This is a genomic window from Pedobacter sp. ok626 (assembly GCF_900100435.1).
Lineage (GTDB): Bacteria > Bacteroidota > Bacteroidia > Sphingobacteriales > Sphingobacteriaceae > Pedobacter.
On sequence record NZ_FNEX01000003.1, the window covers coordinates 378071 to 392044 of the forward strand.

Annotated in this window: 6 protein-coding genes; all 6 read right to left on the bottom strand. The window is 38.7% G+C overall.

What is annotated here, in order from left to right; genetic code table 11:
• Positions 1–4: 4 nt before the first annotated feature.
• Entirely contained in the window at positions 5–1150 is a 1146-nt protein-coding gene (locus BLS35_RS05945; RefSeq protein WP_090778775.1) for a DNA cytosine methyltransferase, read from the bottom strand.
• Positions 1137–2213: a PD-(D/E)XK nuclease family protein gene (locus BLS35_RS05950; RefSeq protein ID WP_256375285.1), complete on the bottom strand. Its 1077-nt coding sequence runs from the start codon at positions 2211–2213 to the stop codon at positions 1137–1139. Before BLS35_RS05950 ends, BLS35_RS05945 begins: the two co-directional genes overlap by 14 nt.
• Positions 2210–8308, bottom strand: a complete 6099-nt coding sequence (locus BLS35_RS05955) for a DEAD/DEAH box helicase (RefSeq protein WP_090778779.1) — start codon at positions 8306–8308, stop codon at positions 2210–2212. The genes BLS35_RS05950 and BLS35_RS05955 overlap by 4 nt, the downstream gene beginning before the upstream one ends.
• On the bottom strand, positions 8305–11157 hold the full coding sequence (locus tag BLS35_RS05960) for a hypothetical protein (protein WP_090778781.1): 2853 nt from the start codon (positions 11155–11157) through the stop codon (positions 8305–8307). The genes BLS35_RS05955 and BLS35_RS05960 overlap by 4 nt, the downstream gene beginning before the upstream one ends.
• Positions 11158–11327: 170 nt before the next feature.
• Positions 11328–13253: a DUF262 domain-containing protein gene (locus tag BLS35_RS05965; RefSeq protein ID WP_090778784.1), complete on the bottom strand. Its 1926-nt coding sequence runs from the start codon at positions 13251–13253 to the stop codon at positions 11328–11330.
• A gap of 84 nt (positions 13254–13337) precedes the next feature.
• Positions 13338–13877, bottom strand: a complete 540-nt coding sequence (locus tag BLS35_RS05970; protein ID WP_090778787.1) for a hypothetical protein — start codon at positions 13875–13877, stop codon at positions 13338–13340.
• Positions 13878–13974: the final 97 nt, after the last annotated feature.

Genomic DNA, 13974 nt, shown 5'->3' on the forward strand with positions numbered 1-13974 from the left:
CGAATCAATTTTCGCAATGATTAATATCTAATTTCAAATTATCATTAAGGAAATCTCTAATAGACTCGGCTACCGCCTTTGCTAGAGGTACGGGAACTCCATTACCTATCATCTTGAACTTTTTAGAAAGAGAGGTACCCGTTGGCAGGATATAAGCATCGGGAACACCTTGTATCCGAAGTGCCTCCCTAACTGAAATTCTTCGATGCAAAAAAGGGTGCAAATGTACTTCATTATTCCCATAACAGGCCGTAGGACTATAACGATACCTGTGAAGCCGCTTAAAGGAAGGCCTGGTCGTTTCTCCCTCCTTGATCGCCCTCAATTTTTCGACATCTACCCGCATGTTAAAAAACTCATTAGAATTCGACAATGTCGAAATCAGCTCCTCCTCTACCAAACAACTCTGTACACATAGTTCTAGAGGAATATCAGCAGGCGCTTCAGGCCTTGTACCTAATTCAGAGGTAATAGGCCAGGTATATAGACATTCTGCACCAAGATAAGCCCTGTTAACAGGAAATGGAAACCATTTCCTTCTTAGATTCCTTTTTACCAGTTTTTTTTCCAGTCGATCCTTTCGGACACCTATAAAAAACACTCGCTCTCTGGACTGGGGCACGCCAAAATCCAGTGCATTTAACATTTGATAATCAATCAAATACTTCCGTCCAACCTTTTTAAGCAGTTTCTGCAAAAAGACCCGAGATTCTTCATTTTTGATAAGCCCTGTTACATTCTCCATTACGAAAAAAGAAGGCTTCAGCTCCATTACCTTTTCTAAGTAAATAATCGTCAACTTACCACGATCCCCATTGAAACCTTTCATTTTCCCGTTAATGGTAAAATCCTGGCAAGGAGGTCCCCCTATCATCCCAAAATGTGTAGGAAGCCCATCTGGAAAAGCTTCACGTATGATATCACAGGAGGATACCTCAGCTATGGAGGAAGTATTGAAGATCTCCGCTTTTGCATTGTTTCCCAGAGACTTCCTCCAAGAAGTAATACCAGCAGCATGAAGTTCAGCAAAACTTTTATCAAATTCATTACTCCATACCGTCTTAAAGCCAGCCTGCTCAAAACCCATGTCCATGAAGCCCCCACCGGAGTAAAAAGAAAGTACGGGAATGTTATTATTATGGTTGTTCATAGACCATTGTTGTTCTGATCGCACTAAAAAAGTTTGGCATAAAAGTCTTTTTAAGATTGAAAATATTTATCATTTTTCCAACATTAGTATCAAATTCTTGGAATCTATGCTCAGGAAAGTCCGAAATCGTTAGCATTCCGCCATCAGTTTCTAGTTGTACACTTACTTGTCCTTTTCGAAAAGCAGTAACCTTGCTGATCCTTCCGGATACATCTCCAAGGTCAACTGCATTTCCTTTTGATTCAAGATAGAATTTACAAGCTGGCCGATACCCACAATATTGACAGTTTTTCGTTGTGGGATTTGCAGAGAAATTGCCATTTTCTACACTTTCGTTCGCCGCTTGAAGTAATGCTTTTGTTTCCTCAAAGATAGTAACGCATTCCTGAGGAGAAAAATCTAACTCATATTTTTTTTTGTGTAGATCAACTAAACTTAGTTTATCAGGATAGCGTCCTTTCTGCTCGAAATATAAATAAGCATAGAGTCTGAGCTGATCAATATATTCAGTCTTGACCTCTACTTGAGGGGCACTACCTTCTGAGATTGTCACGTTCATAACAGCTCCAGTCTTAAAGTCAACAATCTCTGTTTCACCGTCTCTTTCAATGATTAGATCTACTTTTCCTCCAACGGTACCGTCTTTGGATTCAAGCCATTTCTCACTGATAAAGTCCACAGACCTATGTTCTTCACATTTTCCAATACCACTACTTAGATGTTTCTTTACCAAAATCTTTTTCAAAGTAAAGTCTTTAACTCTGTAAGATAGCGGCGTCAGAAAAGAATTTCCTTCTTCAATAAGCCTTAACTCCATCATCCTAACCTCCCCTTCAAATGCCTCATCAAATGCTTCTGTTGTTTTGATTCTTCCAGTAGAGATCAACTCAAGCATTTTGTGTAGTACCGTACCATAGAACGCACTAGGAGATGCACAAAGTAAGGGTTTTCGCTCAAATGCTTCAGCCAAGAGCGTTCGATAAATGCAATTCTTCATGGCGTGAAACTGGCTAGGCGATATTCTGCTGAGTCTTTTGAATTTAAAATCGATTATTGTTCTCACAACCTAATGACTAATTTTTCGTAACACCACCCCGGCCTGCGGAATAAATTAAAGGTATCTATAATACTCACTGTTCCATTAGATCCTGCAGTATAGGAATAAATATCTGTCATAACTTTGGCTAACCAATCATCTTCAAAGTTAATGTTACTAACATTCCATAACGGATGTACAATTACAATAACATTCTCGCGATCAGCCCCCCATTTGATGATGGGAAGCTCACATATTTCTTCCATTACCGTATACCCAAAACTATTTGCAAAATTATCTCTTAATTCCTTAGCGTGATCTTTCCAGCCTTTCAATTCGGGTAAGCTGAATTCATTATCCGTACCACAACGATATTTCGCGTCATTTAATAATCTAATCATAGAAAGTCCCAAACGCCAGTCCAATAGACTATGGTAGCTCATGTTCCGATATACTTTTAGGCATTCATAGCAAGCACTATCACAGTTATCGCCATGATCTGAGCTCTGTATAGACTTTAAGTACTTTTCTTTATCTGTAGGTTTAAGTGTCAGTGCTAAGATATTCTTAAATTCATTGAATAGCTGCCTAACAAATCCAGATCCGTTTGGCAGCTCATCAGTTAAGATAATCTCGGCCACAAAACGTCCAGTATCATCTTTGAGCGACTTTCTGGAAATGTCCGCTATCTCTATCTCAGTAGGATCCACATCAAGTTTATCGGCAATTATACGCTGTAATAAAAACGCTGCAGAATAGTACGCAGCCCTCACGCCGTAGGATTGAGCCTTGAGATGTGGGGGATCCTCCTCATTGCTTGACATACTTAAGTTCAATGACAATGGGACCGAATTTGGCGAAAGTCTAAGGACCTCTGTTTTCTTATGGCTGCCTAGGGCAATAGTTTCTTCCCCTGCATCATTAGCATAGGTATTCATCATATGCCCTTTATCATCATTCGATTTTCCCGCAAGTTCATCTAGCAGCCACTGCTCCCTCAAGGTGAACGTAGGTTTGTTTTGATAAGGAAAAATATTCTGTGTATTATAAGTTCGTCCCTTGAAGAAATCATCACCATTAGTATTGACCCTCCAAGTGACCGCTCGATCGCTGATGGAAATATTGGTATTAGCAACAGTTGTAATACCCTGGTGGTCTAGAACTGACTCGGCAAAAATAGGAGGTCTGGAGAATGATAGAGTAGAATCCTCTCTTGAGTTCGCTCCTGGAGATAGATTGGTTCGATATGCACGTGGTGCCTTGAGCATTATAGGCCTTTGGTAGGCCGAACCAGATTCGCTACAATCTAGGCAATAATCCTGCAACCCTTCAAGTGAATGATCGTTATCATAAGTACGAAAACTGCCACAACTCTTACATCTTGTCATCCATCTATTAATGTAAAATGCTCCCCCCCTGTAATTTGAGTCTGCATAGGCTGAAAACTTTTCTGGAAAATCAGAGCTGAAACCTATGGCGGTGTGGATAGCTTTGTCCTTGGTTTTTTGGGCACCAGGGGCAAACTCGTAAATAGCCATGCTTTGATCCCTGTCAATAACTAATGGTTCCAGATCCTGATTAAGTCCATGGTATAAGTTCTTTACCGTCGTTGGCATGCCGAACATTGGAAGGAGCCCGCCTTCAGCCAATTTTTGAGAAATATCCTCAGTGGATATCTCAGTATTGTCGATTATACGTTGTGCCCAATTAACCATACTTTTCTCATCGTCAAATTGATAGATCCAATCAATAAATTCTTGGCGAAGATCCTGGAGTTGAGGTGTAAGCAAGGCATCCACAGCTCGTACGACCTTAGGCTTGTTCATATCAATCCAACTGGTAATCTGAGATTTGTAGGTAAGCCAACTGGACTGATTTATCCCAACACTACCAAACTCTCCATGTATTCCTCCAGCTTCTCCAGTTGGGATATTAATAGGGGTTTCTATATACGCCTGTCTCAGAACCTCCTTGGCTAAGAGTCGCCTAAAGATGCGGTCCTGGTCCATCGTCAGGAATGGCGTAGGTGGCGAATCATTTGTAATTTTCTCAGGATTGGCAAAATAGAATTCGTCGTGACTTCGCCCCCTGCAAAAGGTAAGAATAACCGAATAGGGTTGTCCCCTCCTTCCCGCGCGTCCGACGCGCTGCTGGTAATTAAAGCGTTGTGGCGGCATGTTCCCTAACATTACCGCTTGGAGTGAACCTATATCCACCCCCACCTCTAAGGTGGTAGTTACACTTAGAAGATCTATTTTCCTAACTTCCCTTTTCCCTTCTTCTGGTAGGATAATGTTCCGGAAATGCCTTTGCCTTTCAAACTGGTTATCAGTCTGTCCGGTAAGCTCCTCGCAATGCAACCTGATGGGCTTGCGCTTCTTGATCAAGGAATTATAAGAAAGGTAATTTCTTTCCCATAGTTCAACGCATACCTCAGAACTTTTTTCTAGAGCTATTTTGTGAATATCCTCCCGCATTGAACCAGCAAAAGTACAAATCCCTCCAGCCTGATGAAGATGCGGTCGGTTAACCAAGGATCCCATCCACACTAGGTCATTCTCTTCGCATACAGTTATATATAAGTTTTCAATCACCAACCCATCATTACGATGCATAGTATTAGAATCGACCAAAGTATTAAAGACTGCCATCCCCAAATCCTGCTCATCGCGATTGTTCTTGGCCGCGACATTTCTTATCCATCTACGCAATGCCGCAGGCAGGACTTGGTAGCTATCGAAGAGTGTCTTGTTCTTATATTCCGAATAATTATGTTTAAACTTGTCACCAAGTATTCTTATCGCACCATTTATAATACTCAAAAATAATTTATCATCCATGCCTAGTGCTTTGGCATTTTTGTTCAAATGAACCGAATTAGGATCTATAGATAGATAACCAAAGCCCGAGGATTCGAATGAGTAGAACAACTGACCAAAAAACATTTTACCAAGCTCTTCGAAAATATTACTCCTGACATCCTTAATAAAGGATTCTAAATCTGCATTATTTTCCCATGCTTTTCTTTTGAAATCGATTAGATCAAACCAATCTGTCCATCGATTGGCCAATAATTGTCGGCTAATGTCGATATCAACCCCGCCTGGGTTGACGCCAAGTTTGGCAAGCCCCAAGATCAGTGGAGCCAGTTCATCTGAATTGTTTATATTTACTAAGTCTAATATCCTAATAGATTTTCGCTTAAGCCTGGAAATAGTTTCTAGGGCGGGTTCCTGTCGTTTGGGATGACGACTTAGCTTCGATTCCATAATCAGTAACTCAATTTCCCCAACCAATTTCTCATGCTGTTCTTCTAGCCGTCCAAGGGTATTTTGATCATTGTTCTCAACTGCATTTATAATCTGAAAGCTGATCAAGAGGTTGGTGTGGAGCTCTACAAGAAGTGTTTCTCGCAGCAAATCTGTAAAGTGATTTCTTTCTATTCCATTTGCCACTTGCGCAGCGTCTTCTCTACTATCGGAAAATACTACAAGCTTTCGCTCATCCTCCTTATCTGGAAGTTGTAGCATAAGTTCCTTAGCGAAGATCTGACTAGTCTTTGCAAAACCGGTTCTAAAAGCCCGTATAGTACTTTGCCTATTTCGCTTCTCTGAGTTATCGGTTCCACATCCTGGGCACACGCATGGAAGAGCACTATGGGTCTCGGTGAGATTATTGTAGCTAAGCCAGCTTTCCTTTGAGATATCTGTCCTGTTATGTGTAATCTGAAAAACCCGTCCAATCACCCAGTCTTCTGGGTTATCTGCTTCAGTTATTTGTCCAAAATCAACATCACCTGATTTTTTATGGAGTATCGCCGGCTCCCATTTGGAGATGTACTCCATTCCATTATTTGGAATAATGAGGGTTTGATCATTCCAATCATCAGCCTCTTGCCCGGAGTGTGGTCCTCGCTGCCGAGCATTAGGCACAAAACTCTGTGTGCCTTGCGGCCAAAAGATTGCATATTCCTGGTAACTCCGTTGCTCCACGAGTTTTCCAGGTGTTTTTTCTGGGATTCCCTCTATTTTAGGGCTTAATGGAAGCATTTCGAAAGCCCCACGACCAAGAGATCGACTTCCTCCAAACATCGTCGTCCCACAATTGTCACAATACAACAACTCCAAGACACGATTTCCTTTGCCAGAGGTGATCCTCATACTAGGATACAGCTTTCCGATAGTTCTCTTACCGTCACCATATCCGGTCTTTCTATCTATATCATCAGGGTCTACCGAAGCCCAGACTCCTTCAACATTCCTAAGAAAATAATGGAATCGGAATCGTGGTAGTTTCTTGTCATCGGCAATATGAATAATTTTTGAATATTTATCACTATCGATCACCCCCCTTGCGATGAGCAGTCCTCTCAAAGCATCACGATAATCACCCTCATTGTCAGAACCCTCAAAAACTTGCTCGGCGTAACATTTCTCAGAAGAGAGATCTCCTATTGCCTTGACTGAACACACTGCTTGGTAATTTCCACATGGTGAGAAAAGCCTTTCTCTAAGCATCATCACTGGGTCAACAAGTACCTTGAGTAGCCCTTCCACCCCCTGAGATTGTTTTACGATCCCAAAACGGTTACTTAATACACTTGCCGCCATTTCACAGGTAATATCAAACTCAACACCGGTAATATCCCCTCCAACTTCAGAGAATTTTTTTGCAATTTCTTTAAAAGGAAGAATTGGCAATTTCTTATAGTCTTCAGGAAGAGAATCAACAGGGGTTTTATCTCCAGTGATGATAGTAAATGGATTCACCTTCCAATTTACCCCAAAAAAGTCCTGTAAAAACTGTTGACTTTTCTTTCCTTCTATAGACTCATCCGCAACAATGGAAGCACTGGAGGCCAATATCCTGAGTTGACTATGATCAGGATCGAGGTCTAATCGATCAAGTAGCAGCCTGATTAAATAAGCAACCTCTGTACCTTGCGTCCCTCTATATAAGTGCAACTCATCAATAATGAGATGAAATACCCGATTCGGGCGCTCTGATGCTCTTTCCAATAGAGGAAGGTCCTCGCATTTGAGCCAACGCTTGGTTTCTTCAAAAATTCCCGAATCTATTGTTCTCATGAGCATAATGCTCAACATCGAATAATTGGTAATAAGGATATCCGGGGGAGCTATCTGCATATCAAATCGGCAGCGCATTTCCGAACTAGTATCCAATCTTTGAAAAAATGACTTCAGTTCCTTGATTTTTTCTTTTTGTTTTTCTTCAGAAAGCTCAACAAACTCTTTTTCCTGAGGAAGACTATCTTTAATATAGTCGATTACCTTAGAGAATTCATCATCAATTTTTTGGAGCCTATTTTTGAGCTTTGCTATTTTCCTGTCATTCCTTTCACCTTTCGAATTAAACAACTCTCCTGCAACTGGTGAATCACTATTGTAACGTCCATAATATATTGCATTCCCCTTTCCAACCCGCTGGAGCCACTCTCTTGCCTCATCAGAATCCAATGCTCTTCTAAGTCTGCTCATCTGATCCTCGACCAAGGCATTCATTGGGTACAATATAAGTGCGCGCATGCCGGCTGGCCTATTATCTTGAGATCGTTGGGCTGCCTCTTTGCTAAGACATTGTCGGGTTGAATCTGTGATATTACGGGGGGTAAGTCCTTTCCTGGCTTTCCACCATGAGTCTGAATTTTGGCTCTTCTCGTCTGCGGCTGGCCACTTGACAAACTCCTTAGAGATCTGTGCAAATAGTGGTAACAGAAAGGATTCTGTTTTTCCGGACCCTGTACCAGAGGTGATAATACAATTCTTACCTGCCATAGCAGCTTTAAGCATTTTTGCTTGGTGAGCATGCATTTTCATTTTTTCAGGAAAAAGACCATTTTTTGTAAGGTTACGAAATAAGTCTACCTGTGCTTCATTCATTGTTTCGTTAAAGTAACTTGAAGTAATATCATCTATTGTGAGCTCGCTACTTACATAATCTGGCAATGGCTCCATCCAAGGTTTACGGTATAAAACTTTATCTCTATTGAGTAAATCGTTACGTTCTAACTCGACACCTTTAAACTTCGTGGCAAAGGCAGTCTCCACATAACGGATAAAGTTATTTTTAATGGTTTCAAATGAACCTATTGGATCTTTCATAAAAGCTGTTTTGTTGACTCGATTAAAATATTGAGTTTTTTTTTCAAAAAATTTTCCAGGAATAATCTCGGTATACTCCTGTAAACGTTGTAATACACTTCCTTCCCCTTCAAGTTCATTTTCTTGAACTCGGGGGCTACTCCACTGAGCTGCAGAATCATCCTTGAGAAAAGCTTCGGAAACGGCAATGATGTTGGTATGGCAATATTGGAACCGTTAAAAAATAGTTCCATTGTCTTGGCAAATTCACTACCAGGTTCCCAACCGGCTATTTTTGCAGCGTTATGGTTTAACAGCATGTACTTTCCCCAGCTCTTATCGACTACAAAATGGTTATTATCAATCCAGATACCATACTCTGGCGCATATCTTGGTCTATACTCACAAAGGGTAAAAACCTTTGGATATTCTTCTATGGGCACAAACTTCAAACTATCTTTATTGAATATACTTGTTGTAACATTACTGTCCCATGGTTCCGTTGTCCCATTAGACTTCATAAACTCAACGTACTCGCCAAGAGATGGAACAAGCTCTTTTAACTTCAAAATATGCCAATCATCGAAACCAATTCCACAATATTCAGCGATGCCTTTAAATTCACGTTCATAATTGCTTTCTAATGTGATTGCCTCCGGAATGAGCTTTAACTGGTTCGACTTCGTTTGTGGCTTTATCGACATCCTGATTCCACCATTACTTTTCCTGCAATATTCAACCATTTTATCAATAAGTCGTTTATTCCTACATCCGATTAATAAGGCCTTTCGGCCTTTATCTGTCGTTACATAGATCAATTTTGGAGGTAATGCAAAAATATTTTCTGTCCTATAGTCAAAGTCGATAAATCCAAGATAATCGAGCAAATTGACGCTTGCTTTCCTTTTCTCCTGGATATGGTCATTGTCCTCTGGATAAAGATGCTGATGGACGACACCAAAAGCCTCATAAAATCGATTTATTTTGCAGTCTTTGACTGCGAGCAACCAATCCAAAAGAAAACTTCCATTGACTTCCAGCTCTTCTTGGGCATCATCCCCAACTTTTATAGAAGAAGAAAAATAACTTATATTCCCGTCAATATTGATCTTTCTGCTCAACTCAACCTGATTACCCATAACAAAGTCCTTTGCCAGTTCGTCCTCGCTAAAGAATCTATTTCGCTTAGGAAAATCTGTAGAATCCAAATGTTCATGGAAACTATCTAAGAGCTGATATGCTTTGCTCGAACCAAAAATGGTTGAGCCTAATACCTGTATAGTAAACCTCTTATATAGGTGGAGATCAGCTGGCAAAAGCCAGATGTTTTTTAGATCCTGGTGCTGTTTTAGTATAATATGTTCCTGTTCATCGGCATATTGGATAAACACCGTTTCATCCCCATCGGCATTGGTTATCTCAACTTCAGGCAGCAATCTGTTAAGGTAGCTTAAATATCCAACCCTCAGACCAGTTCCTTCCCTAATTGAAACTTCCTTTAGGTCATATACAGTTAGCTCACTAAGGGTTTGATGACTACTTTTTGGGCCAAGAAAGGAAAAAAGGGAATAACCTTTTGGCAGGCCTTTGAACCTTAACTCCTCCCTAAAGCTTTGACAGCTTTCCCTGCCCCATCCTGATATAATATCACGAATACCTATCTTGCAAAGCATATACATTCTTTCTGTTTTAGAAAGCACATCTGTTTCAATCCAAAAGCGATTATTCATATTAAAATATGAACCTGTAATGAAAAAGTGTATTCTTTTGACATCAAATAAAGCCTTCCATTTATTAACTAGGTCTTTAAGCACAATTGATTCGCTAAAGCCTACCGCAAGAGTTTTAGACCAATTCTCATTTTCGTATATATCCTCATACTCACCTAGTTTTAATGATGAGGGTGGCTCACTGGCATATTTTGCCCTGTAGGAAAATATTAGTTCGCCGTCTTCGCTTAATTTAAATTGTAATTTTAGTGGAACCACAGTCATTTTTCTAATCTCTCTCTGCTTTCCGTCCTTGAGGACTGTATCATGCGCCTCACCAGTCCATTTCAGAAACTCTGCGCGAACCATCCCAATCACCGATCTACCTATTTCATCCTTTTCACCTTTCCTAATCAGCTCAACCACGCTATTTTTGAGACCTAACAGTGATACACCATTCTTTAACAACAAGCGTTTGAATATATCATCCCGATAAAAGGTATTGGGCACGAGATCAGACTGGTAAAAGAAATTAGGTATTTGCTTAAGTGACTTTGGAGGAAGTACACACTGTGAAAAAGGCTTTCCTACAAACTTCCAAGTACTATGGCTGAAAGAGATAACATGGAAGTTGCCTAATTGCCCATTCATCCTATGATTAGCCCATTGCGAAAGTTCGTCCCACAGGCAGTCGATCTCGCGCAATCTATTTTTGAGATTCTGCAATTTCTTAACTCTCCCTGGAGTAAGTTCGAAAATCTGATTAACGGTAATAAACTCGGCCAATCTGTCATAATAATTATTAGAATTATAATCTCCTTGCACCTCAGTCAACGGCAATACAGTAAATACAAGGTAGGAAATATAAGGTGGAAATTGCTGCGGTTTGGACTCAATGGTCCTAAAACCTGAGGTTTTCCATTTCTCAGCGGCATAAAGAGCCTTTTCAAATATAGATACATTGCCTGACCCTGATAATCCGTATCGGAGTGTCCACAGAAAGTTTTGCCAGACTTCCTCATCGGTGTGATCATCTTTCATATTGGGTTTCCCAAGAGCAATGATATCACCTTTCGTCATAAAGAGATGTACATCTTTCCCAGCATGCTCTGGTTTAAAGAAATATCCACCTATCAGATTATTCCATCGAATAAAGTTCATTATATAAATCTTGAAATGTGAAAAAAATAGTGAATCTTAAAGTAATCTTGTTATACTTCCTTTTTATTTTGCTAATATTATAGGAACGAATTTCTTTCGAGCGAACATTACCAATAATACATAATTAATGCCTTCCAATAGCTTCTGTTTCCATAACAAGCAATCCCAGTTTAACTCCTTTTTTGAATCTTCTCATTTGGTAGACGCCATCTCTTTAAAGCAAAATTTAAAAATAACTCTTCCCGTTTATCACAGATCTTAATTGCCATATCTCGCCAATAATTTTTGGTTTGCCTCTTGTAATCTGTCATTTCTCCCGTTACTATATCCAAAATCTTACTTAGCTCCGATATTTGCAACATATCCAATGCGCCATCACCAACTTTATTATTAGCTGTAAGCAATTCGATCTTGTTTGGGATATCGCTATTACTTAATGAAATATTACTACTTAAACCGCATAAAACAAAATTGCCCAACCGCCTCTTAGTATGAAAATATGTAGGAAATTCATCTTCCCTGTTTTTTGATGCCCATATATGTTCTAATGAAAGTTGATCGTTAAAGTTTTCACCTACGCTTTTCTTACCACTCAAGATCCGCTCAATGTTAAAGGATCGTTTAGCACGCTTATTTTTAATTTCTTCCTCATAACAAGCCAAAAAATAGCGAACCCCTTGCCATTGATAAAAATTAAACTGCTCGGTATCATCAAGGAATAAATTGTCAATAAACTTATCAGAACTACAAAAAGTATAAGTAATCTGCGCCAGATTATGATAAAGCCATTCGAAAATATCACCTTCTATTTGAATGCTTCCATAAGCTGTAATTGCTGGGTCCGTTTCAGAGTTCCAACCCTGATCATTATAAAATTCATAAGCAAAGCCAAAAAGATCAGCCTGTTTACTATCCGATCGTCTAAATACATCAGGAAGCACATACAAACGCATATTAACTATCTCAAGCAATTCTAGCATCCTAACAACCTGCTCTGGCTTATCTAACCTAGTCATAATTGACAGATACAACGGCATTATTGAGGCAAATACCGGCTGACACTTTAAATATTTTATGCATTTATATAGTTCATCCTTTAAATCACCACTATAGCTTGCCAATAAATATCTATTATTAAAAAACCACGCATAATGTAATGATGCATTCGCAAGGAACTCCACAAATCCTCTCATTTTTGCAACAGAAATATCCCCTTGCAGAGGATCATCATTTTTTACATCGAATTCTACTTTACATTCATCATATACATACCAGCTTTTGTCTTTACTAGTTGCAAAATAGACCAAATAACAATTTCTTAAAAAAGCATTTTCATCATCGTTACTAGTCCTATGGGCCAGGCTTAGATTTTTTTGAATATCTGCCCACCTTAGATTTATATCATCCCTGAGTTTATTTTTATCAAAAATTGTAGAATAATAAATAAAGAAATTTTTAATCTTCTCAAGCTCAGAAAGCTGTTTTCCTCTGTTATTGATTACCTCAAACATAATCCCGATTTCTTTATTATAAGAAGGAGTAAAAAACAAGAAATTAAGCTTTTTTACAATCGTATAGTAAATCAATTTTGCATCCCCCTGCAACAACCATTTCTTAAAAAAAGATTGAGCATTTAAAATAGCTTCATGAGATTTAATGGAGGGTAATGTTACATTACGGTTAATTATTGCCTGTTCGAAACAATCCCGAGTCTCTTTATTTGGTGTAAACACAGTACGCTCATTACCTAAACTCCCACGCACAAGAAACAAAGATTCAATTTCTTTAAATTGTAGTGGATCAGAATGATAAATTTCGCTCAACAATATAACAAGGGTAGTCAACCTTTGCTGACCATCTACTAATTCATAAGTATTTGGTAATACATTATGAAGTGTCGCAACTATAGTACCTGTATAATGAGAATTCTCTAATCTGGATATATTTTCAATATCCTTTACCAAATCTTCTAAGTGCTCCGTTTCCCAGGAATATCCTCTTTGATAATCAGGGATTATAAAAAAGTTGGAATCAAATAGATCATTTAAAGTATATGTTTTTGAATTGGATTGTTGAACCTGCGTATTATTCATCATTTATTTACCTTTTATTATATATTTTTTCAGATACTAATCAATAGCGACTTCTTCTATTGAACTTGGAATTTCAGCTCTTTTATACTATTTAATTGCCTTTAGAACCTTAAGTAATTCTGGTATCTTATTGACCTGAGTCTCGGTCCAGAAATAGTAATTCACTAGGCCATCCTTTTCATAATTATTTAAGCTAATAGAGATCCGTTTTTGCTTTTCATCTACTAAATATGAGAAAGTCATTTCTTTAGCTTTGAAAATGTATTCTGTTGACTTCTTCTTAAACTTCAAATTCAAGTTTGGAATAACATGCTTTTCTATAAAAAATATAAACTCATCTATTTCATCTAAACCAACCCAAGCCGTTTTATACACCTCAGGTTTTTTAATATACATATTAAGTTCCAGAGCTTTCTGAGCTTCATTAGTCTTTAAATTGATTACATTTATCGGGAAGAAATTAACATACTCCCCAATTCCAGAGCTAAACTCGGCTATTATATTCCAATCTTTATTTATTTGAGTAAACTTTCCTTCCCCAATAAACTTCCTCGTTTCGGATTCTTTATTCTGTCCAGTAACAAAAAGAGGGCTAAGAAATAATAGCATTATAAAATAATTCTTCATTATGTTTTATGATTTTAGTGATGTTTTGCTTTGGGAAAATGAACATTGCTCTTCAAATAATCTAGATGTAGAGAGTTTGATGTTGAGGAACATACTG